Below are 21,496 nucleotides of genomic sequence, written 5' to 3'. Positions count from 1 at the left end.
ATTACCTGACTTGTTTGCTAGGTTATTTAATGCATTGAAAGCGTGTGAGTCAGCCTCTCTCCGGCAGATAAGACAGAATCCGGTCAGTTCTCCGCCTGTCAATCAGAATCAATTTGTCAAAGCACATTGGCAAAAAAAAAGAGCATGCAAAATCGCACGCTCTTTTTATGACTATCACTTTTTATGACTATCAGTGGAACACCCGAGTCCCGATCATTCACACTGAGCCCGCACATTCACTTAGTCATACTCAGCATCGCCTTTCATCGCATTCGCGACCAATTCAGCCTTAGTGCCCAATACAACCTGCAAGTCGGTGCGATTGAGCTTCACAACCCCGCTGGCACCCAGTGCTTTGATTTTCACTTCATCAATCCGCGCCATATTGTTCACAGAAAGACGCAAGCGCGTAATACATGCATCAATTTGCTTCAGATTATCACGGCCACCCAAGGCTTGGACATATTCATCTGCCAGCGTCTGAATATCTTCAGAGGCTGCGGACGGACGGACTGCCGCTTCATCTTTTTCTCTGCCCGGGGTCGGAATATCAAACCAACGGATAGCAAAGTAAAAGATACAGAAGTAGATCACACCAAAGCATAATCCCACCACCAGCAATAGCCCCGGTTTGGTTGCCAGTCCCCAGTTGATCACAAAGTCAAACAGACCTGCGGAGAAGCCGAAACCATCGAGAATCCCCAGATAGTTGGTCACAACCAGCGAAATCCCGGTCAGTATCGCATGGATGATATATAGCACCGGTGCGAGGAACATAAACAGGAACTCAAGCGGCTCAGTCACACCGGTCAAAAATGCGGTTAATGCCACAGACAGCAGAATCCCACCCACTTGCGGACGACGACTTTTCGGTGCAGCCATATACATTGCAAACGCAGCACCGGGCAAACCAAACATCATGATTGGGAAGTAACCGGCCATAAATACCCCAGCCGATGGATCACCCGCGAAGAAACGGTTGAGATCGCCTCGGGTCGTCTCGGCCGCAATACTCTGAATCACACTGCCGTCAATAGTTGAAATAGCACCACCAACACTTAATGTTTTCGCCATCTCAGGTGCAAGACATAAGTTATGGAGTCCACCGGCCAACTCATAAGTAACTTTGGTACACTCACCCAATCCGAACCAGAAAATAGAATTTAAAACATGATGTAATCCGACTGGGATCAAAGCACGGTTTAATGTCCCATAGACAAATTCGCCCCATGCACCAGAGTGCGCCACAGCATGGCCAAATGAATCAATACCATGTTGAATCGCAGGCCAAACCACACCACTGATACCGGCCAAAATAAGTGTAATCAAACCCGTCATGATCGGCACTAATCGCTTACCGCCGAAAAATGCAAGATAAGCCGGCAGACTGGTTTGATGAAAGCGGTTATAGGCATGGCCGGCAACCACCCCAGCCACAATACCGCCAAAGAATGACATATTGATATCAGCATTGATGGTTTTGGCTGCCTCCGTCAGTACCAAATACCCGACGGCACCGGCTAAACCGGCAGCACCGGCATCACCTCGAGACAATCCAACCGCAATACCAATCGCAAACAGCAAAGGTAACTGACCAAAAATTGCGCCCCCCGCCTGAGCCATAAAAGCAATATTCAACATATCCGGTTGTCCGAGCCTCAATAGAATCGCGGCCACCGGTAAAATAGCAATCGGCAACATAATTGCCTTGCCAAGTTTTTGTAAATACCCCAGTACGTTCATTGCATCCTCCATCACATGATTCGTACATTACACAGATATCTTAATTCATCCAGTAAACTAAGACCTAATATATATGTCACACAAATGATAATTTTGTAAAGCAATACGACATTTTATTTGCACTAATCGGAAAGTTTATTCAATATATAAATTAAGTCCACCTTACTCTGATCTCCTCAGAAAGTGATTTCCCGAGGCAGTGCATGATCAATACAGATGCGATGAGCCAATTGAACACGCAATCACCGCGACGAATCAGAGTGTCAGTATGATGCATGGAGAGAGAAAATGCGTTTATTACCTTTACAAAATAAGCAACAAGTCGGCAACTGGACCGCTCACTACATCGTTGAAAAAATCAAAGCTTTTCAACCGACGGCTGAGCGTCCTTTTGTGTTAGGCTTACCCACCGGCAGTACCCCACTCACAACGTATCAGTCTCTGATTCAGCTATATCAGGCTGGCGCTGTCAGTTTCGAACATGTGGTGACTTTCAATATGGATGAATATGTCGGACTTTCGCCGGAACATCCTCAAAGTTATCACCACTTTATGTTTGAAAACTTTTTTAACCATGTTGATATCCAGAAGAAGAATATTCACATTTTAAATGGCATGGCACCTGATTTAGAGGCAGAATGTCAGGCCTATGAAGCAACGATAAAACAGTTCGGCGGTATTCATCTTTTCTTTGGCGGTGTCGGCAGCGACGGCCATATCGCCTTTAATGAACCAGCCTCGTCTTTAGCATCGAGAACCCGTATCAAGACTCTGACCCAAGAAACCATGATTGATAACGCCCGTTTCTTCGACAACGATGTCAATCAAGTTCCGAAAATGGCGCTCACCGTCGGTGTCGGCACATTACTGGATGCCAAAGAAGTCTTGATTCTTGCCACGGGGCCGAACAAAGCATTGGCAGTACAGGCTGGTGTTGAAGGCGCAGTCAATCATTTGTGGACCATCTCTGCTTTGCAGATGCATCCCCGGAGTATTCTGATCTGTGATGAACCTGCGTCCATGGAACTGAAAGTCAAAACATTACGCTATTTTCAGCAACTTGAAGCGGCTGAGATTGATAAATTTGGAGGAACAGAGTAAATGTTCGCACTATGTCACGGTGAGATTCTGACAGGCGATGAAAGATTACTGGATACTGCGGTTGTCATCAACAAAGGAAAAATTCACGCTTTAGTCCCGATGTCAGAACTGTCTGAAGATATCCCCCGGTTCGATCTGCATGGCCATATTTTATCTCCCGGCTTTATCGACTTACAGCTGAACGGCTGCGGTGGCGTGATGTTCAATAGCGCTCCGACCGTGGCAACGCTGGAACACATGCATCTCACCAACCTGCAAACCGGTACCACCAGTTTTCTGCCGACATTGATCAGTGACAGTGACAACGTGATTCGCCAAGCGGTAGAGACAACACGCCAGTACATGACCCAATATCAACATCAGGTATTGGGGATGCACCTTGAAGGCCCTTATACCAATCCGGTCCGTAAAGGTATTCATCCGCTCCAGCAGTTACGTCAGCCAGACAATGACATGATCAACTGGTTGTCGGAACAGGCACCGTGGCTGAAAAAAGTCACTCTTGCACCCGAGATGAACCACAGCGAACATCTGAGACAATTGCATAAAGCCGGTATCGTTGTCAGTATCGGTCATACAGCAGCAACCTATGAGCAAGCCAACCACGCCTTTGAACAGGGCGCGAGCTTTGCAACACATCTGTATAATGCAATGACCTCAATGGAGAATGGCCGTTCTCCCGGTGTTGTCGGGGCAGTCTTTGACCGTAATGACGTTTATGCCGGGATTATTGCTGATGGTTACCATGTCCATTGGGCTAACGTCCGGACCGCGAAGAAAGTCATGGGTGATCGGCTGTGTCTGGTCACAGACGCGACCGCCGCCGCAATGCCACCGCCGGAGATGACTGAGTTTGATTTCTGTGGCACGCCGGTATTTATTCGTGACGGCAAGTGCGTCGATCAGGATGGAACACTGGGCGGCTCCGCACTCACCATGAATGAAGGGATTCGTCTACTGGTGGAACAGGCCGATATCTCACAGGAAGAAGCCTTTCGGATGGCAACACTCTACCCGGCCCGAGCTATCAAAATGGATCACCTGCTCGGTGCGATCCGTCCCGGTATGATTGCCAATCTGACCATTCTCGATCCGGCTTATCAGGTGATTAACACGCTGGTCAACGGTGAATGGACAAAAGATACGCACTAACAAGGACATGCAGTAAATGGTCAAACGTAGCAGACAAGTGACGAATCATGAGCAACTCAAACAGGTCAATGCAGCGCTGGTTTATCAGTTAATCGACCAAAACGGGCCAATCTCCCGCGTCCGGATTGCTCAACAAAGTGCACTCGCACCTGCCAGTGTCACCAATATCACGCGTCAACTACTGGCTCATAACCTCATTACTGAGGTTGAACAACAAGCATCAACCGGAGGACGACCGGCAATCTCGCTGACCACCAACCAACGGGATTTCTACTTTGTCTCCTGCCGATTGGGACGGGATATGATCCAAGCCAGCCTGATGGATTTATCCGGACAGATCCATCATGTTCAACAAACACCGATTGAATCTCACGATACACAAGGCATTGTTGACACACTCCGCGATGAAATCTGTCAAATCCGCGCTCGGTATGCGACACATAAGTTGATTGCGATTGCCATTACCATGGCTGGGCTGGTCGATCCCACATCCGGAATGATCCATTACTCTCCCAATCATAAAATTGCCGGTCTCAAGTTATCTTCAGCCCTGGAAGATCTGGGACTGCCTATCTATATCGGCAATGACATTCGGGCCAGAGCACTCTCTGAATACTATCTGGGAGAAGCCAAACAGTGTGATGACTTCATCCTGATTAGTGTTCATCACGGGGTCGGTGCCGGGATTATCACCGATGGTCAATTACTCTTGGGTAAACACCGCCCGATTGGCGAGATCGGACATATTCAGATCGATCCATTCGGCCAACGCTGCCACTGCGGTAGCTTTGGTTGTCTTGAGACGGTTGTTTCCAATCAAGCGCTGTTGAAGCAAACGGAAGAGCTGCTGCAACGAGGTCATCAGAGTGTACTATCCCCGGACAATCTCACGATTGAACAGCTCTGCCATGCCGCGATTCAGGGTGACCCGGTGGCAACACATATTATCGGGCAAGCCGCCCAATATCTCGGCCGTGTGCTGGGGATGCTGGTGAATGTATTCAATCCGGAAAAAATTCTGTTTGCCGGAGAAATGATTCAGACAGCCCCGGTTTTGTTTCCTTTGCTACTGGAACAAATTCAGCGTCAAACGCTCCCCAGTTTTGCCGGAGATTTACGCCTTGAACAAGCTCGTTTTCAACAACAGGACACCATCGGTGGTTATGCCTTAATTAAGCGGGCACTGCACGAAAGTAACCTGCTCCAACAGATCATGGCAGACGAGTAACACATTATACTCACGATTGAATGTAACAAAACTGAGCCAATTTAGAATGACTGGATATGATAATCACATCATGATCAGCAATATTGCACATGATCCAGTTTCTCCATACGATGCAGTTCAGTCTTTAGGAAATCTGACATGAAAGAGTCTATGAAAATCATTCTCCTCCACGGTTTGTATATGCATGGCATCGCGCTACAACCTCTGCGTCAGCGATTAAACCAGCTCGGTTATACTACGGAAGTTCTCAGCTACAATACCATCGCCATCGATGATGAAAAGTTATTTGGCGAAATTGATGCGGCGCTCGATCAGACCCACACCAATATTCTGGTCGGTCACAGCCTCGGAGGGTTGATGATCAAAAACTATCTCGCCTCCCGCAAGCCGCCCACGACTCAAATTTCTCATGTGGTGACGATTGGTTCACCACTTCAGGGAGCGTCGATTATTAGCAAAATTCAGGCAATGGGATTCGGCATGATCCTCGGTAATTCACCCAATTATGGATTACAGCAGCACGAAGATGAATGGCGCTTTCCTCAAAAACTCGGCAGCATCGCCGGCACCGTTGCTTTTGGGCTTCGCCCGATGCTATTGGGTAATGACTCCGCATCGGACGGCACAGTCACCGTTGAAGAGACCAAAATCCCCGGGATGACCGATCATCTTGAAATTCGCTATGCGCATACCACGATGCTGTATGCACAAACACTTGCCTCACAAATCGATGGATTCATCCGCTATGATCGTTTCCAACAAGAATCCTGAAATCATCGATCTGCCGAATGGCAGATTACGCTATGTGAGTCCGCTGCTTAGCGAGACGGATGCACTGACACACACCTTGAAGACCTCACTGAACTGGTATCAGGGTGATGTCTATTTGTTTGGCCGCCATTATCACACCCCCAGACTGCAGTGTTGGTATGGTGATAAAGCCTATACTTATTCTCAAGTGCGCTTGGCGCCAACCCCATGGCCACCGTTATTGAAGCAACTCAAGACCATTGTTGAAAATGCTTCAGGATATGCATTTAACTCCGTGCTGGGTAACTGGTATCAACACGGACAACACAATATGGGGATGCACGCTGATAATGAACCCGAATTAGGAGAAAACCCGGTCGTCGCGATGCTCACTTTTGGCGTCGCCAGATCTCTGCAGTTCCGACACCGGAATGGTGTGGACCGCTTTGCCATTGCCCCCACGGATGGTTCATTGCTGATCATGGAAGGCCCGATTCAGCATTACTGGCGACATGGGATAAACAAAAGCAAAAAGATTCATGAGTCACGGCTAACACTGACGTTTCGCCAGATCTTATAAGCAAGTCATACCATCGCGCTCCCGGAACGCGAAAAAATAGTTGTCCATTTATTGGTTGTCACACTGTTTTTTTTCCATGTATGGTTTCTTCATCAAAGACCACAGAAGATCGCGCCTGATGCAAACACACGGACAGCCAATCACTGACCCACAACAGATAAACCGTTATTATCAAGCTTTGGTGGACAAAAATCCGCATTACGTAGGGATCTTCTATGCAGGTGTCAAAACCACATCCATTTTTTGTATTGCCACTTGTCGGGCCCGCAAACCGAAACAAGAGAATGTTGATTTTTACCCGACATTCAAAGCAGCGCTTGATGCAGGCTTTCGCCCCTGTAAGATTTGTAAACCGACTGAAAATGCCTGTGAAGCTCCCTCACCTGTTGCACTGGCTATCGAGCTGGTCCGTCAGCACCCGAAAGAAAAAATATCAGACAGTCAGTTGAGACAGCACCAGATACAACCGGAGATGGTCCGCCGCTGGTTTAAGAAAAACTATGGCATTACTTTTCATACTTTCCAGCGGATGTATCGTATCAACAACGCGCTGGTCGAACTCAAAGAAGGAAAGAAACTCATGGACACAGCCTACGACATGGGATATGAATCACTGAGTGGATTCGGATATACGTTTAAGAAAGTTATGGGAAAATCACCAAACCAAAGTACCGACAGTCAGGTCATTCTGATCAGCCGCTTTACCACACCATTAGGCCCCATGTTCGTCTGTGCAACCGATGAAGGCGTCTGTTTGCTGGAGTTTGTCGAACGGCGCATGCTGGAAACGGAATTCCGAGATTTACAACGTTTGCTGAAAGCAACCATTATCAATGGAGAAAATGACCATATTCGCCAAGCCAAACAAGAGATTGCCGAGTATTTCACCGGGACACGCAAACAATTTGACGTAAGCATTCACTCACCGGGAACACCCTTCCAAAAACAGGTATGGCAGGCGTTACAGCAAATCGAATATGGCTCAACGGCATCTTACCAGCAACAAGCGGAAGCCATCAATAAACCCACCGCAGTCCGGGCAGTTGCTTCCGCCAACGGCCATAACCGCATCGCAATCATTATCCCGTGTCATCGCGTCATCGGCAAAAATGGAAAGTTGGTCGGTTATGCCGGGGGGCTGGAACGTAAACGCTGGCTACTGGAACATGAAAAATCTAACTGTTGATTGGATATACCCCAGTTGCAGGAAGGGTTACACCTGCAACTGCCGCCGGTCTCAAAATATCCGCCCATAAAAAAACACCGAAGCAGTCGGTGTTTTTTTGAGAGGACTCCGTTGACAGCTCCGGATAGATTACTGAACGCTTTTTATCCATTTATCGGATTTAAACCATTTGGTGTAAATCCGATCATAAGTGCCATCACCACGAATCTGTTTTAAATAATTATTCAGGAAGTTGACAAATTCCGCATCGCCCTGACGTACAGCCCAGCCGAGGGGTTCGAAAGTGAATGCTTCATCAAGATGAACCACCTGCTGTGAATGCTGCGCAGCGTACATCGCGTTATAGGGCAGATCGTAAACAAAAGCATCGGCCCGGCCATTGGCAACCTGCAACACCGCATCGGCAGAAGTATCGTAGAGATCCACTTTTGCTTTGGACAGATATTTCTTCGCTGCTTCGGCACCTGTCGTCCCCATTTGAGTCGTCACCGTATACTTGGGATCATTCAAATCACGATAACTATGAATCTTTCCGGCTAGTTTCGGTGACAGCAAAACCGTCTGACCAATCTGCATATAAGCATCGGCAAACGACACCTTCAGATTGCGTTTCGGTGTCACCGTCATTCCCCCGATGAAATCACACTTTCCGGTCTGTAACGCCGGGATAATGCCGTCCCATGCCGTATTGACCGGCACAAATTTTACATCGATCGAATGCGCCATATGTTTCGCAATATCGATATCAAAACCAATGAAGCGACCATCTTTACTGGTCATCTCAAACGGCACATATCCAGCTTCAAAACAAAATTTAAGCTCACCTGACTTTAAAATACCCTCAATGGTGGATGCTGTCGCAAGTGTCGTCGTCGCAGAGAAGGCAGCAGTGCCGATGACCAAACCGGTCAACAACCGACGCATTCCTTTTTTCACTAGATGAATTGTCATGATGAATAATTCCGTAACTTGTTGTGCTTTAAGTAATATTATTTTTAAATAGATAATCAACATCATATCATTCCTGAAATCAGGTCATGGATATAATGAGCACCGCATCATCAGGGAAAAACGTCATAATTTCAATCCATTCTCATTATATCTTATGCCCAAATATCGCCCCTTCGTTTCAAATCAATCGGCAGAATTGTCAACTTCAATTGAGAATCGGTATAATCAAGTATATTTAACCGACTCATTTCAATTTGTATGAATCAACAGAACCCATTATTTAAAGTCACATTCTTACAAGCGGGAAAACAGTACGAAATTTTTGTCCGGGAACTGATCACCAGTAACCTATTTGGTTTTATTGAAATTGGTGATTTTGTCTGGGATACCCATACCTCTATCGTGATCGATCCGAGTCATGAAAAACTGAAAGATGAATTTACGGGCGTAGAACGAACTTACCTCCCCATGCATAGCGTTCTAAGAATTGATCAGGTTGCCCGGCAAGGCACCGCCAAAATCGTTGATCTGGGAGATAAAGTGACCCACTTTCCCAACCCTATTTATACTCCGAAAAAGTAATATCGATTGGGTGCAGCAGCACGACCACATCATACATTGCCGCTGCGGCACCCAATTAACCTGTTGCTGATCAAACCATCAGTATTATCTTCCAGATATTTTCAATCCAGCTCGCTCAACTACTCTGACGTGTTATCAATAGTCTATAATTTGTATATTGGTCTGATATCATGTGTTGTGTATTTTGTCGCTTCTCTGGCACGTATTTGATTGCCAAAAAATAACGTCAAAAAGAATTATCAAAACAGATGAATAGGTGAGAATATGTTTAGAGATTTAAGGCTAGGCTTCAAAATTGGCGCAGGGTTTGCTGTCGTACTGATTTTATTATCGATTGTTTTAGGGGCGAGTATCTTCGCATTACAATCGGTCAGTGACGGGATCAACAAGTATAGAGATTTGGCCCGAGAGACAAATATTTCAAGCCGATTACAAACGAACATGCTGATGGTTCGCATGAATGTGAAAGATTTTCTGATCACCAGAGACACTGAAGACATCACAACCTATCAAAATTATCTTGCCAAGATGCGGGAATTCTTAGACGAGGCAAAACAATCTGTTCAGTCTCCGGAAAGAAAAGACTTGATTGATCAAGTCAATCGCTCAATTGACACCTACGATAATGCCTTTAAGCAAGCTGTTGAATTAGTCAGACAACGCAATGCTCTTGAAACACAATTAGGCACCTATGGCGAAGATATGCGCAAGGCTATTGCTCAAATTATCAACACAGCCTATCAAGAAGGTAATACAAAACTCACCTACCATGCCGGTCAGGCGCAGCGCGGTATGCTCGTTGGACGTCTGTTTGTGGTTAAATATCTGCAGAGCAGTCGTGATGAAGATTTCACTATCGCGATTACCAATATGGATCAAGAGCTACAGGATGAACTATCGGCACTGAAGCAGGATCTGCAAGGAACACCGCAGCAAAACCTGTTAACCACTTTCCTGAACGCACATCAAGATTATCTCAAAGATATGCATGACATCCACAACCGGATCACACAGGCCAATACGATTATTGTAGAAACACTGGATAGACTCGGCCCTCAGATTGCGACAGATGTCGAGAAAGTCACCCAGTTGGTGATGCAAGAGCAGGACACACTCGGACCGCAGTTAAAAGACAGTACTAACAGAAGTATTGAAATCACCATGTTGTTATCTGTGCTGGCAATTTTGTTGGGGATCGCAGCCTCCTATGTGCTGACTATTGCGATTACCAAACCGGTTCATAAAGCCGTCAGTGCTGCCAATCGGCTGGCAGAAGGCGATCTAACGGTTGATGTCGGAAAAACCAGTAAAGATGAAACCGGGTTGCTGCTTGCCGCAGTGCAAAACACAGCGATGAATCTGAAACAGATGATAACCACGATCTCCGGAGCCAGTACCGAGCTTGCATCAGCCTCCACTGAACTGGCAGCTGTCACCGAGCAAAGCAGTCAAAGTATTATCCGCCAAGAGTCAGAAACAGAAATGGTTGCAACCGCGATGAATGAGATGACGGTGACCGTTCATGACGTTGCGAACAGTGCATCTCAGGCAGCCAGTGCGGCCGATAAGGCCAATCAGGAAGCTGAATCCGGAGCGAATGTTGTGGCACGAACCATCACTGCCATCCATTCACTCTCAGACAGCGTCACACAATCTTCGGAAAAACTCAGCGAAGTAGAACAGGAAGTTCACAACATCAGTACAATTCTGGATGTGATTCGGGGAATTGCTGAGCAGACCAACCTGCTCGCCCTGAATGCTGCAATCGAAGCTGCCCGGGCCGGAGAGCAAGGCCGCGGATTTGCCGTTGTGGCTGATGAAGTTCGCTCACTGGCATCCAGAACACAGGATTCCACTCAAGAGATTCAGAATATCATTGAACAACTCCAACAAGGCACGCAAAGCACCGTCGATGCGATGAATCAAGGAAAAAAACAAGCAACTGCATGTGTTGCACAAGCTGATGAAACCAATGAAACGTTACAGGCCATTATCCATGCTATCGGTGTCATCAATGATATGAACATGCAAATTGCCAGTGCTTCTGAGCAACAAAGCACCGTAGCGGAAAGCATTAACGAAAATATCGTCAATGTGCGTCAAATCGCTGAGGAAAATGCCGTTGCATCCGATGAAGCCCGCCAATCCAGTGGTGAAATCGCCCGACTGGCAGAGCAACTGAATCACTTAGTTGCACGCTTTAAAATTTAATACCGAACGCGCCTCAACAGATACATCTCAACAGCAAGAGGGGAAGCCATCCATGGCCTCCCCTCTTTAATATCAAACGTACCAAACAGCAATATCAAACGCACGGCCCCATCACTGTACGCATCATCACTTCACAACCGTAAGTCAGTAATACGCGACATCGAATAGGATGACCGTCAATTGGGTTTGTATGCCGGTGGTTCTGAAGCCGCAACCTTTTCATTGTTGCGAATAAACATCAGATGTTCATTGTAGAATGCATTGCCACGACAACCATGTTGCAGCGCTTTTTTATATATTGAAGCAACAAATATATCCGCAAGACTAAATCCATGACCAATTGCATACCCAGACTCGTGACAGATAGATGAACTTAGCTTCGCGAGACAATGCATAATCCACTCGCCACGAAGTTGACGTTTCGAAGCCTCATCAAGTTCCGGGCGCAAAAATTTAAGCACTGTTCTGTTTTGCGGTGAATGAATACTGCCATTAACATATTCACAGACACGACGGATATGGGTCTTTTCATTAAGATTTTCACCAAGTAAAGGGGGGTGAGTAAATCGTTCTTCGAGATACTCTGCAATCGCCATTGACTCAGAAAACACGAAACCATCTACCGCGAGTGACGGAACATAGCCAAACGGATTAATTGCGAGATAAGTTGAGGTCAACTCTTGCGAGCTGACCTCAATCACTTGGTAAGGGATACGCTTAAAGTTAAGCGCCCACTGTACTCTTTCTGAGCTATTGGAGCCCTTCGCGCTATACAGCAAAACATCCATATTCCTATTCCCTCCTGAAAAAGCCGACAACAACAGCCAAAGCTTCAGTGAGCGCTGCTTTTGCTTGGTTCGGCCTTAATTGCCTTTCAGTTCATTGGCATTAAATAGTCACAACATTGAAGTCTTTTGTTTCAATCAACTGAACTGAAAGCTCACCGCCCTCAACACATTCTTTGAGCTTAGGTACATACGTTTTCATATGTTCTGTTTCAAGATGTTTATTGAGGTAAGATTGATCCGTCCAACGCTCAATGGTTAAAAATACGTCGCCATCAATGTAAGACTCATACTGCTCACATCCCGACTCATCTACCGAATATTGATACTGCAGTATATTCGCGATTTCTCGCAATTTCTCATGCATACCGGGTTTTATCTTCGCTTTTACAATCGCAACAATCATTGTATTTCTCCTGCGTTTTTACACAAATCAGTGTATCCGTTGATGAATGGTAAACCCTCAATGCTCGAGGAAGTCACAACCGAGCTTGTATAACGACTTCTTTTTATATTAATAATATTGTCAATTGGCAAAAGACCGCGCCACAAGCTCAGACATCAAGACGCGGCAATAACCGTAGGTTAGAGGTTTGAACTTTGCCAGTGATGGTAAAGATTTGTAATATCAGATGAACACAAAAACGGCATCGCTTCTTTAATTTGCGCCAATGGCCAATCCCACCACGCCATTTCCAGCAACATGGCAATTTCCTGTTCCGAAAACCGTTTCCTGATTGGTTTGGCCGGATTGCCGCCTACAATCGTATAGGGCTCTACATCCTTTGTAACTAAAGCCCGGCTGCCGATCACTGCACCATGACCGACCTTGATACCGGGCATAATCATGGCCTCAGACCCAATCCAGACATCACTGCCGATCACCGTATCCCCCGCACTTTGATAGGCATCCACAGCACCTGAAAACGCAGGCTCTTCGCTCATATAAAAGAAAGGAAATGCAGTTGCCCAGTCATATCGGTGTCCTTGATTACCAGCCATCATAAATGCAGCACCGGTTCCGATAGAACAGAAACTGCCAATAATCAACTGATCAACATCATCGCGATCAGGCAACAGATAACGGGCACAATCATCGAATGAATGCCCGTGATAATAGCCTGAATAGTAACTATAACGTCCCACCTTGATATTGGGATTGGTCACCTGCTCTGTGAGCGGTTTGCCCTTAAAGGGACTTGCAAAATAATTTTTCATTGAAGACTCAATTCAACCAGAAAATAGTGCCTCAATGTCTGCCCAACTGTTACGCATGAGCATACTTGTCGAATTGGCAGCGAACATAAGGCACAGAAAACACAATTGAACCGATCTGCATCGGCCAGCCGGACACCAGATTAAACGTGACGAGACTATCGGCATTGATCGGATATAACGCGAACAACAACAATGCTTTGGCAAGATATGCGATGACCCATATATGGTAGCCGAGAGATCATCACAATACGAGTTCAATTGCACTGTCTGGTCATCAGCATCGTCCGGTGCGTAAAAATTTGACCCAATCGGTACGACCCTGCTTGTGAGCCGCATCAATGGCTGGCAATACATTGTAACCGACCCGATGAAACGCAATATTCCATTCACCGCCAACATATTGGGACAACGTGACATACGATGCGTGAGACGAATAGTTTTGCATGGTATGAATCATCGGTTCTTCGTCACGATACGCTTGCAATCCGACGCTGCCGGGATTAATGACGATCTGACCGGTCGATAGTTCAACACATCTTGGGATATGAGTGTGGCCACAAAGAATGATTGGCGAGGAAATACCCGCCAATAATTCTATAATTTCCTGATCCGCCCGTACCTCAGGTTTCCCTGACTCAACATTTTCTAATAAATAAACCAGATCGTTGGTTGGCGTCCCGTGACACGCATAGATATCATCGGTGATCTGTAAATCAAACGGTAACTGCCGCATCCAGTCTAACGGGCCTTGTCCCAACTCATCGAGGATGAACGCCATAGTGGGATTCGATTCGATTTCTTCCGGGGTGGCTTGATAGATCTGTCGATCCTGATTACCCGAGATTGTTACAGCATCCAGCGCTGACAAATATTCATAAGTTTCTCTCGGTGCAATCGGTCCATACAAGATATCGCCAAGATTGATAAACCGGGTCGCCCCTTGCGATTTGGCATGATTGACCACGGCATCAAGGGCAAAGACATTGCTATGAATATCAGATAATACGGCAAATTTTATCACGTGATTCTCTTATATTGATTGCGACTGATGATCCAGTTTATGGTCATGTAAAGCCGACTGAATCCGGCCACTGAATGCTTGTTGTACTTCCGGGAGATCAATCAATGAAAATGCCTTCCACGGTGTTTGTGCTTTATACATCAGCATTCGAATCAAATCTGCGGCACTTTCTATCAATCGTGACTGCCTTAAATCACCACAATCTACCGGGGTAAATCCTATCTGCCCGATTAACTGTGACACCCTGTTTTTTGCTTCAGGCGCATCCGATGCCACAAAACAGCAGACATTCAGCGCATCCAGTCCCTGCTCCGCAAGTTCAAATGTTTCTTGAGTAATCGTATTGAACGCAGTCACAACATGTGCAGATGGAATCTGACGCTGTAAAATTTCAGCCTTTGAACAAGTAATCACTTCAAATTGAAAGTCTTGCGGGACGGTACCATTGTGTGAACAGATCACGGGTTTTCCTGAAAGTGCATTGATGTCGGTTAACACTTCATTTGGCGCAACATCTCTCGGATTGTAATAAATCACGTCACCATAATCTGCCGCTGCTTGGTTCGAGCCGCATTGAACATTCACCCCATAATCCGCAGCAAACCCAGCGACTTTGCGAAGATCTCTCGCTCCAAAAAATACCGAATGGCCTTGTCGTGCAAGCGTTAGACCGATAACCTTTCCCATATTTCCTGTGCCAACAATGCCGATTTTCATGACACTCAATTCCCCACTCCAAATAAAATAACGTTTACAACTATGGCTCCGAGGGAACCACTGACTTGTTTTATGCGTCAATGCATGATGTTAAGTCTGATACTCGCCACTCTCGCCATAAAGAAAGGTTGTGACTGAATACTGTTCCGGTATATCACTCTATACGGGTTCATCAACCAGTTCTAGTGCCATCGGGATATCGACCATCCCATTCCTGTTTCTGACACCATCGATACGCTTGAAACCAAAACGCAAATAGACATGTTCTGCGTTCACCGCAGAATTTACCGTAAAATAACCGTGATTACCGTGGTTGAGAGATGCTTGCTTCACCACGTCCCATAGCTGACGTGAAAGCCCCTGCCCCTGATAATTATCATCGACAAAGAGATGATAGAGATGTGAATAATCCCGGATGCCGGCAACACCAATCACGTCGTCATTGCAGTTAACGGCAACCACATAGAAATAATTGGCCGATAAATAGGTTTCAATCTTTTCCTGCGCCATAGACCCCAGCAAGAACTCATGAGTCGAGACCTCGAAAGTGGGGCAAACATACTTTCTGGTCAAAGGGACGATCAACTCACTGATGGCCTTGGCATCGCTCATCATTGCTTGTCTAATCTTAATGCTCATTATTTTTTCCTGATACAGTGATTTAAGACTGAATGTCTGATCTGTATGATAAGCACCCTACTGTTTACTGAAAACGATTTTTCCGGCCAAGCCAATAAGCAAAACCCCGGAGAAACCTTCGATAATGCGTGAATAACGATTGGCTTTGGCACTTTTTAATAACCAACTTCCGACAAACGCATAAATCATATTACACAGGGTCGCCAATCCGCTAAAACACAATCCCAAGATAAATAATTGCATATTGACTGAGCTTGCTGAGGTATCAATAAACTGCGGCAGAAAAGACAGGAAGAACAGCGCCACTTTCGGATTCAGGACACTGACAATGATCCCTTGTTGAAAGACACTCCCTTGTGACTGAGCATGTGCTGCTGAAGTTAACTTTGAACTGCCCTGCCACATCGACTTGAGAGAACTGAATCCCAAATACAGCAGATAGATTGCCCCCAGCCACTTAACGACACTGAATGCCAGTGCAGAGCTCATGATAATGGCAGATAAACCGAGTACCGCAGCCAAGGTGTGGACGAAATAACCGACACCTAACCCTAGCGCAGCTTTCACTCCCCCGACCATTTTGCCTTTCATCGTGTTGGACACGATATAAATCACGTCTGGTCCAGGAATTAAATTGATTGATAAACATGCGATTGCGAACAGTAAAATCGTGTGTAATTCCATGAATTGAATACTCCTTATCAGATATTTACTTATTTGCAGAAAGTTTCAATATACAGAGCTTCGACCTTCTCTCTTGCCCATGGCGTTCTGCGCAGAAACTTCAATGACGACTTAATGGATGGGTTGTTGTAGAAACAGTTAATTTGAATGGCTGCATCTAATCCTTCCCAGCCATAGTGCTCTTGTAAGCGCACCAGGATCTTTTCTAAAGTCAGACCGTGCAGCGGGTTCTTGGGTTGTTCTTGGCTCATGTTGGATTGTTCCTGAGGTGCATTGATTGAAGCACCGAGTTGATTGAACTGCTGTTAATTTACTGTTTTTCATTCCAATTGTATGTTTTTTCTCATCTGCAGTGAAAAAATATCGAGTATATCCACACAATTCCGATCAAACCGGTTCGCTGAACAGTCGGTTTAGGGCAGCCGTCAATTGCTGCCCTGCTGCGCATCTCTAGTATGGCAGTTCCGTTTTATTATCCGACACAACTGGCTGCGGCCGATAATGCTGACTGGTGAGCCCCAACCATTCGGGCAATGATGTCCCCACGGCAATCGAGGAGAATGTGCCCGTCAGGATGCCAATAAACATCGCGATTGAGAATCCTTGTAGGTGACGGGTGCCGTCATTGAACCGGCACGGAGTAGTAACGCCAGCTGCTGCGCTTGTTGGTGCGTCCCGACCCCGGTGATCCTGAATCGTTCCGACAATGCAGACTGAATAGTTGCGACGCTGATAACTTTATTTTTCTGAGTCAACGTCCCGTCAGGCTGCCGGCTATATTCACTAAATACCGTCGCCATCGGCTTCCCGATATGCGTGCCGGAAAACGTCATCATCTGTTTCCCGCCTTCACTATCTAAGGTGATATTCACTTCGGCTTGTCCCAATTCTCCGGCACTTGCTCTCGCATCGAGAATATGTGTCCCGGTCAACACTGGTTTTTTGCCAACAATCACGGTCTCACCTTGAACGTTCTTGATGAACTGCGTCTTGCCATCAGCCATCGGAAAGGCTTCATAAAACGCCAACGTTGCCGTTGAGCCAATCACATCTTTGGCAACGGCCGGATCCTGCACGCCCGGCAGTTCAATCCGAATGCGATGTTCCCCCTCGCGCTGAACCAAGGCTTCGGTCACGCCCAACGCTTCAATACGGGTCCGCATGATTTGTAAATTTTGCTGCACCGTCCTCACTCGCAGATCGGTTTTCTCTTTGGGGTCGAGCTGAAGCTTTAACATTTTCCCGTCACGCATGACTTGCCATTGAGGAAAATGGCTGGCGAGATAATTGCTCACGGCCTCTCTTGCCTCGTGAGGTAAAATGAGTTGCAGTTGCCCGTCGTTGGTGTTTCTCAAATGTAGCCCTCGAATCCCTTGCGTCTGGGCAAAATCCCGGACCGCATTCGCAAGCGCTTCTGCCTGAAGGCGGTACACGGGCGTTGTATCAACATCTAATAAGAATTGAACCCCGCCCCGTAAATCCAATCCGAGCTTGATGGGCGAAAATCCAAGTTTGAGCAGCCAATCCGGTGCGGACGGGCTCAAAGCCAGAGTCAGTTTTTCAGGATGGGCTGCGTATCCGGCGAGTATCTCTTTGGCCTTTGCCTGCATCGTCGGCGCAGCTAAAACCACTTGGGTAACCTGCGGATTCGAATTAATTTTTTTGACCGATATATCATGTTGCAGCAACACACGATGAATCCCCTGAGGGTCAAGCGCTAACGTCGCAGACGTTGGTATTTGAATGGCGGCATCTTCACCATACCAAGTCGGAATCGCGCTCAGTGCCATAATCATGAGGGTGGTGATTAATACTAAGTATTTCCATACGGCATTGCGATTGCGCAACACTGAGAATAGACAGAGACTAACAAGCCAACAAATAACAGTATCGTCAGCTTGCGAAACAGAGAGAGTAAGCTCGTTTTCATGCCTAATCATATTGGGGCAAAGACTTGAATTTCAATGCCCGGGCTTTATCTGGGTTCGGGGCGCGATGGCTTGTTTTAAATTCATCACGACCAATAGATGACCGAGTAGCATGATGAGGCCCCCGACAAACAAGGCTAAGTAACTTGCGATGCTTTCTCTTGAATCAGCATCGCGAAGACCCAATCCCTCAGATTGCTCCCAAAGAGCAATCACTTTGTCATAGTCTGCGATACCCATTTCACGAATACTGATCACTTTACCACCCTCCTTGTGTATCACGTCTCAACCACTGGCACAGCCCGATGTCTGTGTGTTTGTTGTGAATTGAATTATCCAGCAATGAACAATCGAATGTTCCGCTAAATCCATTCTTGCTGATCTGAAGAGACGGTAACTTCACTTTGGATCTCCCCGGTATGAGCCGTCGATGCCGGCTCAACCATCATAAAATGTGTATCCGGCTCTGCTTTCGGACAGTGCTCGACACCTTTGGGGACGATATACATTTCACCGGGGTTGAGCACAATATTTTTATCCTTCAGTTGTAAAGTCAGCTGGCCTTGAAACACAATAAACAGTTCATCTTCATGCTCATGTGCATGCCATACCAGTTCACCACTCCCTTTGGCGATTTTTACCAGCTGACCGTTGGATTCAGCGATAATTTTTGGTGTCCACACTTCGGTGAACTGTCCGAATTTTTCACGAATATTAATTTTATTCACTGACCTTCTCTCCTCTATGACCGTAATGACACAACGTATGATTAAAATGCCATTTCTTCATCATGAATGCCACGAGAATCACTCATGGAAAAATAGTTAGCCCGTCGCCTTAAAAGAATTTCACCGGCAAATAAAAATCTAACTCAAACTGTTCATCAGGATGGAGAAAGTGATTTTGATGATAGTGAACATAAGCTGGTGTCGAGCGTAGCTTAAACCCAGACGTCGGTAGCCACTGCTCCATGATCAGGCTGATGTACGGCAGCAATTCACCATACATCCCCTGTAAATGAAACACAGCATGTAAACCGCCGGGGATTATCATTTGATTGACCACACCGCGAAACGGCAAGGGGCGGTCAATTTCAAGGCAGGCCACGTAGCGGCATTTGTCCAGCGCGACCCAGGCGGGGTTCGAATGGTGTAAGCCAAACTGAGTCGTATCATCACGCCCTTCACTCTCCGCCCACGCTTTCAAAACCAACCAAGCATGGCGAATGGAGCGGTTGTACCCCGTATGTCGCACGTAAGCCGCCATGCGATCCGGGACGTCTAAAATTTTGGGCGGCTGTAATACCCGACTTGCTACACGCTGATAGCCGGCTGCGATTTCCGGATCTCTGAGATAAGGTTTTTCAGCAGTCCCCATATCATGCTGCCGCCACTGACCGGGATACATCTGGAATGTCGCTTTAAAAGCCCGGCTGAATGAAGACGCCGAACTGAACCCACAGTTATTGGCAATTTCCAATACCGAAGAAGTCGGGTCAAACATCAGCTGATTGGCTGCATACTCCATCCGTGTGCGCCGGATATACTGATGAATCGACTCACCGACCGTCTGTTTAAACACTCGATGAAAATGCTGCTCGGAATAAGCCGCCACATCGGCTAACGCCTTGGCTGACAACTCTTTACTGATATCTTTATGAATATAAAAGAGAACATCATTGATCCGGGAAATATGATGGCGGCTCATGACAGATAAATCGCATAAATGGACATATTGTTCAGCATAAATGGACATTTGCATTTAAGCAATCCCCTGTACTATCTCTCCTCTAGAGGCTGTGCTCCATAGAAAACAGCCCGATACAATAAAACAGCAAACAGGAACAGACATGGAAATTGCGCACTCATTACAACAAACCCGTTCATCTTATATCCGAGAGATCCTCAGTGCCGCCACCGATAAAAATGTAATTTCACTGGCCGGAGGGCTGCCGGACGAACAGACATTCCCGATTGCGCTGATGCAACCAACGCTGGAAAAACTGGTACACATGCCGGAGATCTTTCAATACGGTGCAACCGCCGGTTATCAACCCCTCATCAACTATCTGCACGAGCTTTATCAGTTACCTGACACGCACACTGCCATGATCTGTACCGGCTCACAGCAAGGGTTAGATCTCATCGCCAGAGCTTACTTCAACCCGCAAGACACTATTGCGATGGAAGCCCCCAGTTATCTGGGTGCCATGCAGGTTTTTAATCTGGTTCAGGCCAATATTGTCACCGTGCCACAGACAGAACACGGCCCGGATATCGCGTTGCTCGAACAGTGCTTCCAACAACAGCAACCCAAAGCGTTCTATGCAGTGCCTGATTTTCACAACCCGACCGGGGTGTGCTGGAGCCTGTCGGTTCGCCAGCAAGTCGCAGCACTCTGTTGCCAATACAATGTGGTCTTGATTGAAGATGCGCCCTACCGCGAGCTACGTTTCAGCGGTGAAGCGCTGCCGCTGGTTTCTGATTTCTGTCCGAACCATTCGATTGTCTTACGTTCGTTTTCTAAAATTGCCTCTCCGGGGCTGAGAATCGGTGTGGTTACAGGGAAACGCAGTGATCTGGAGCCATTAATCAAAGTCAAACAGGGTGCGGATCTGCACTCCAGTGTCCCGATGCAAGCGCTGCTGCTCGGGCTATTGCAACACCCCGATTTTGAGCAGCATATCCAGCGTATCCGTCATTTATATCAGTCCCGTTATGACTGTCTGTATACTGCCCTGAGTCAACAACTGCCTCAAGGTTGTCATCTCAAACCAATTAACGGTGGAATGTTCATCTGGCTTTCTCTGCCGGATTGCGACACATTTGCGCTGGCAAAAACGATGTTGGATAAAGGTGTGGCGGTCGTACCGAGCCCGGTCTTTTATCCCGATGCTGCGCCATCGCCTGCGGCATTACGACTGAATTTTACCAATGCCAGTCCGGAAGAACTGACCGAAGCCGTCAACCGTCTGGCCGACGGGCTAAAAGCTTATTTAGATTAAACGCCGCTGCGCAAAT

24 protein-coding genes and 2 pseudogenes are annotated in these 21,496 nt (G+C 46.7%); 10 read left to right on the top strand and 16 right to left on the bottom strand.

The genetic code is table 11. The annotated features are described in order from the left end of the window. Window positions 1-240: 240 nt before the first annotated feature. Complete coding sequence (nagE, locus tag AC55NX_RS08790) at window positions 241-1,743, bottom strand: N-acetylglucosamine-specific PTS transporter subunit IIBC (RefSeq protein ID WP_496995379.1); 1,503 nt, start codon at window positions 1,741-1,743, stop codon at window positions 241-243. Between the two features lie 288 nt (window positions 1,744-2,031). Here nagE and nagB point away from each other — a divergent pair, with 288 nt between their 5' ends. The 7 genes and pseudogenes from nagB (at window position 2,032) to AC55NX_RS08755 (ending at window position 7,740) form a co-directional block, all read left to right on the top strand. After that, complete coding sequence (gene nagB / locus AC55NX_RS08785; protein WP_496995378.1) at window positions 2,032-2,844, top strand: glucosamine-6-phosphate deaminase; 813 nt, start codon at window positions 2,032-2,034, stop codon at window positions 2,842-2,844. Further along, entirely contained in the window at window positions 2,845-3,996 is a 1,152-nt protein-coding gene (gene nagA, locus AC55NX_RS08780) for an N-acetylglucosamine-6-phosphate deacetylase (RefSeq protein WP_496995377.1), read from the top strand. A gap of 16 nt (window positions 3,997-4,012) precedes the next feature. Further along, entirely contained in the window at window positions 4,013-5,224 is a 1,212-nt protein-coding gene (locus AC55NX_RS08775; RefSeq protein ID WP_496995376.1) for an ROK family protein, read from the top strand. 150 nt (window positions 5,225-5,374) lie between these two features. Beyond that, window positions 5,375-5,995 (top strand): esterase/lipase family protein, encoded by a 621-nt coding sequence (locus tag AC55NX_RS08770; RefSeq protein ID WP_496995457.1) that lies wholly within the window; start codon window positions 5,375-5,377, stop codon window positions 5,993-5,995. Further along, window positions 5,970-6,554: an alpha-ketoglutarate-dependent dioxygenase AlkB family protein gene (locus AC55NX_RS08765; protein WP_496995375.1), complete on the top strand. Its 585-nt coding sequence runs from the start codon at window positions 5,970-5,972 to the stop codon at window positions 6,552-6,554. Before AC55NX_RS08770 ends, AC55NX_RS08765 begins: the two co-directional genes overlap by 26 nt. 76 nt (window positions 6,555-6,630) lie before the next feature. Next, window positions 6,631-7,209 (top strand): annotated as a pseudogene (locus tag AC55NX_RS08760) (bifunctional transcriptional activator/DNA repair enzyme AdaA); the annotation flags it as partial. Further along, window positions 7,201-7,740, top strand: coding sequence for a methylated-DNA--[protein]-cysteine S-methyltransferase (locus AC55NX_RS08755; RefSeq protein ID WP_496995456.1), 540 nt, complete (start codon window positions 7,201-7,203; stop codon window positions 7,738-7,740). The pseudogene AC55NX_RS08760 and the gene AC55NX_RS08755, both read left to right, overlap by 9 nt. Before the next feature lie 129 nt (window positions 7,741-7,869). On the opposite strand, the gene AC55NX_RS08750 is transcribed toward AC55NX_RS08755, so the two are convergent. After that, a complete protein-coding gene (locus AC55NX_RS08750) occupies window positions 7,870-8,664 on the bottom strand; it encodes a transporter substrate-binding domain-containing protein (RefSeq protein ID WP_496995455.1) in 795 nt (264 codons plus the stop codon). Between the two features lie 285 nt (window positions 8,665-8,949). On the opposite strand from AC55NX_RS08750, the gene AC55NX_RS08745 reads away from it, so the two are divergent. Together AC55NX_RS08745 and AC55NX_RS08740 are read left to right on the top strand one after the other, a co-directional pair. Further along, window positions 8,950-9,273 carry a DUF1820 family protein gene (locus AC55NX_RS08745; protein WP_496995374.1) on the top strand — a complete coding sequence of 108 codons (324 nt, stop codon included), beginning with the start codon at window positions 8,950-8,952 and terminating at the stop codon, window positions 9,271-9,273. A gap of 264 nt (window positions 9,274-9,537) precedes the next feature. Then, window positions 9,538-11,484 (top strand): HAMP domain-containing methyl-accepting chemotaxis protein, encoded by a 1,947-nt coding sequence (locus tag AC55NX_RS08740; RefSeq protein ID WP_496995373.1) that lies wholly within the window; start codon window positions 9,538-9,540, stop codon window positions 11,482-11,484. Between the two features lie 176 nt (window positions 11,485-11,660). Here AC55NX_RS08740 and AC55NX_RS08735 read toward each other — a convergent pair whose 3' ends face one another. The 14 genes and pseudogenes from AC55NX_RS08735 to AC55NX_RS08670 all read right to left on the bottom strand — a co-directional run bounded on the left by AC55NX_RS08735 (window position 11,661) and on the right by AC55NX_RS08670 (window position 20,183). Further along, window positions 11,661-12,272 (bottom strand): glutathione S-transferase family protein, encoded by a 612-nt coding sequence (locus AC55NX_RS08735; RefSeq protein WP_496995372.1) that lies wholly within the window; start codon window positions 12,270-12,272, stop codon window positions 11,661-11,663. Between the two features lie 100 nt (window positions 12,273-12,372). Beyond that, the gene (locus AC55NX_RS08730; protein WP_496995371.1) at window positions 12,373-12,675 is read right to left on the bottom strand and encodes a putative quinol monooxygenase; all 303 of its coding nucleotides are present in this window, start codon (window positions 12,673-12,675) and stop codon (window positions 12,373-12,375) included. Between the two features lie 179 nt (window positions 12,676-12,854). Next, window positions 12,855-13,487, bottom strand: a complete 633-nt coding sequence (gene catB / locus AC55NX_RS08725) for a type B chloramphenicol O-acetyltransferase (RefSeq protein ID WP_496995370.1) — start codon at window positions 13,485-13,487, stop codon at window positions 12,855-12,857. Window positions 13,488-13,536: 49 nt separating this feature from the next. Further along, window positions 13,537-13,674 (bottom strand): hypothetical protein, encoded by a 138-nt coding sequence (locus AC55NX_RS08720; RefSeq protein ID WP_496995369.1) that lies wholly within the window; start codon window positions 13,672-13,674, stop codon window positions 13,537-13,539. A gap of 87 nt (window positions 13,675-13,761) precedes the next feature. Next, the gene (locus tag AC55NX_RS08715; protein ID WP_496995368.1) at window positions 13,762-14,508 is read right to left on the bottom strand and encodes a metallophosphoesterase family protein; all 747 of its coding nucleotides are present in this window, start codon (window positions 14,506-14,508) and stop codon (window positions 13,762-13,764) included. A 9-nt stretch (window positions 14,509-14,517) separates the two neighbouring features. Further along, a complete protein-coding gene (locus tag AC55NX_RS08710; protein WP_496995367.1) occupies window positions 14,518-15,225 on the bottom strand; it encodes an NADPH-dependent F420 reductase in 708 nt (235 codons plus the stop codon). 159 nt (window positions 15,226-15,384) lie between these two features. Beyond that, window positions 15,385-15,864, bottom strand: a complete 480-nt coding sequence (locus AC55NX_RS08705; RefSeq protein ID WP_496995366.1) for a GNAT family N-acetyltransferase — start codon at window positions 15,862-15,864, stop codon at window positions 15,385-15,387. Window positions 15,865-15,921: 57 nt separating this feature from the next. Continuing rightward, window positions 15,922-16,548 (bottom strand): LysE family translocator, encoded by a 627-nt coding sequence (locus tag AC55NX_RS08700; RefSeq protein WP_496995365.1) that lies wholly within the window; start codon window positions 16,546-16,548, stop codon window positions 15,922-15,924. Between the two features lie 29 nt (window positions 16,549-16,577). After that, window positions 16,578-16,799, bottom strand: coding sequence for a VF530 family protein (locus AC55NX_RS08695; RefSeq protein WP_059120449.1), 222 nt, complete (start codon window positions 16,797-16,799; stop codon window positions 16,578-16,580). A 199-nt stretch (window positions 16,800-16,998) separates the two neighbouring features. After that, window positions 16,999-17,136: a hypothetical protein gene (locus tag AC55NX_RS08690; protein ID WP_496995364.1), complete on the bottom strand. Its 138-nt coding sequence runs from the start codon at window positions 17,134-17,136 to the stop codon at window positions 16,999-17,001. Next, window positions 17,118-18,488: a SecDF P1 head subdomain-containing protein gene (locus AC55NX_RS08685; protein WP_496995363.1), complete on the bottom strand. Its 1,371-nt coding sequence runs from the start codon at window positions 18,486-18,488 to the stop codon at window positions 17,118-17,120. The genes AC55NX_RS08690 and AC55NX_RS08685 overlap by 19 nt, the downstream gene beginning before the upstream one ends. Window positions 18,489-18,614: 126 nt before the next feature. Next, window positions 18,615-18,734, bottom strand: a pseudogene (locus tag AC55NX_RS08680) (GNAT family N-acetyltransferase); the annotation flags it as partial. 104 nt (window positions 18,735-18,838) lie between these two features. After that, on the bottom strand, window positions 18,839-19,204 hold the full coding sequence (locus tag AC55NX_RS08675; RefSeq protein WP_496995362.1) for a cupin domain-containing protein: 366 nt from the start codon (window positions 19,202-19,204) through the stop codon (window positions 18,839-18,841). A gap of 109 nt (window positions 19,205-19,313) precedes the next feature. Then, window positions 19,314-20,183, bottom strand: coding sequence for an AraC family transcriptional regulator (locus tag AC55NX_RS08670; RefSeq protein ID WP_496995454.1), 870 nt, complete (start codon window positions 20,181-20,183; stop codon window positions 19,314-19,316). A 142-nt stretch (window positions 20,184-20,325) separates the two neighbouring features. On the opposite strand from AC55NX_RS08670, the gene AC55NX_RS08665 reads away from it, so the two are divergent. Beyond that, the gene (locus AC55NX_RS08665; RefSeq protein ID WP_496995361.1) at window positions 20,326-21,480 is read left to right on the top strand and encodes an aminotransferase-like domain-containing protein; all 1,155 of its coding nucleotides are present in this window, start codon (window positions 20,326-20,328) and stop codon (window positions 21,478-21,480) included. Window positions 21,481-21,496: the final 16 nt, after the last annotated feature.

This window comes from Vibrio rubrogenes, assembly GCF_059641415.1.
The sequence above is the reverse complement of the archived record's forward strand: the minus strand, read 5'-3'. Positions and strand labels throughout refer to the sequence as shown.

What these genes read in the sequence shown, in the direction of transcription:
- nagE (WP_496995379.1), bottom strand. Translation starts at nt 1,743, where the DNA reads ATGAACGTACTGGGGTATTTACAAAAACTTGGCAAGGCAATTATGTTG.
- nagB (WP_496995378.1), top strand. Translation starts at nt 2,032, where the DNA reads ATGCGTTTATTACCTTTACAAAATAAGCAACAAGTCGGCAACTGGACC.
- nagA (WP_496995377.1), top strand. Translation starts at nt 2,845, where the DNA reads ATGTTCGCACTATGTCACGGTGAGATTCTGACAGGCGATGAAAGATTA.
- AC55NX_RS08775 (WP_496995376.1), top strand. Translation starts at nt 4,013, where the DNA reads ATGGTCAAACGTAGCAGACAAGTGACGAATCATGAGCAACTCAAACAG.
- AC55NX_RS08770 (WP_496995457.1), top strand. Translation starts at nt 5,375, where the DNA reads ATGAAAATCATTCTCCTCCACGGTTTGTATATGCATGGCATCGCGCTA.
- AC55NX_RS08765 (WP_496995375.1), top strand. Translation starts at nt 5,970, where the DNA reads ATGATCGTTTCCAACAAGAATCCTGAAATCATCGATCTGCCGAATGGC.
- AC55NX_RS08755 (WP_496995456.1), top strand. Translation starts at nt 7,201, where the DNA reads ATGGGAAAATCACCAAACCAAAGTACCGACAGTCAGGTCATTCTGATC.
- AC55NX_RS08750 (WP_496995455.1), bottom strand. Translation starts at nt 8,664, where the DNA reads ATGCGTCGGTTGTTGACCGGTTTGGTCATCGGCACTGCTGCCTTCTCT.
- AC55NX_RS08745 (WP_496995374.1), top strand. Translation starts at nt 8,950, where the DNA reads ATGAATCAACAGAACCCATTATTTAAAGTCACATTCTTACAAGCGGGA.
- AC55NX_RS08740 (WP_496995373.1), top strand. Translation starts at nt 9,538, where the DNA reads ATGTTTAGAGATTTAAGGCTAGGCTTCAAAATTGGCGCAGGGTTTGCT.
- AC55NX_RS08735 (WP_496995372.1), bottom strand. Translation starts at nt 12,272, where the DNA reads ATGGATGTTTTGCTGTATAGCGCGAAGGGCTCCAATAGCTCAGAAAGA.
- AC55NX_RS08730 (WP_496995371.1), bottom strand. Translation starts at nt 12,675, where the DNA reads ATGATTGTTGCGATTGTAAAAGCGAAGATAAAACCCGGTATGCATGAG.
- catB (WP_496995370.1), bottom strand. Translation starts at nt 13,487, where the DNA reads ATGAAAAATTATTTTGCAAGTCCCTTTAAGGGCAAACCGCTCACAGAG.
- AC55NX_RS08710 (WP_496995367.1), bottom strand. Translation starts at nt 15,225, where the DNA reads ATGAAAATCGGCATTGTTGGCACAGGAAATATGGGAAAGGTTATCGGT.
- AC55NX_RS08705 (WP_496995366.1), bottom strand. Translation starts at nt 15,864, where the DNA reads ATGAGCATTAAGATTAGACAAGCAATGATGAGCGATGCCAAGGCCATC.
- AC55NX_RS08700 (WP_496995365.1), bottom strand. Translation starts at nt 16,548, where the DNA reads ATGGAATTACACACGATTTTACTGTTCGCAATCGCATGTTTATCAATC.
- AC55NX_RS08695 (WP_059120449.1), bottom strand. Translation starts at nt 16,799, where the DNA reads ATGAGCCAAGAACAACCCAAGAACCCGCTGCACGGTCTGACTTTAGAA.
- AC55NX_RS08690 (WP_496995364.1), bottom strand. Translation starts at nt 17,136, where the DNA reads ATGTTTATTGGCATCCTGACGGGCACATTCTCCTCGATTGCCGTGGGG.
- AC55NX_RS08685 (WP_496995363.1), bottom strand. Translation starts at nt 18,488, where the DNA reads ATGATTAGGCATGAAAACGAGCTTACTCTCTCTGTTTCGCAAGCTGAC.
- AC55NX_RS08670 (WP_496995454.1), bottom strand. Translation starts at nt 20,183, where the DNA reads ATGAGCCGCCATCATATTTCCCGGATCAATGATGTTCTCTTTTATATT.
- AC55NX_RS08665 (WP_496995361.1), top strand. Translation starts at nt 20,326, where the DNA reads ATGGAAATTGCGCACTCATTACAACAAACCCGTTCATCTTATATCCGA.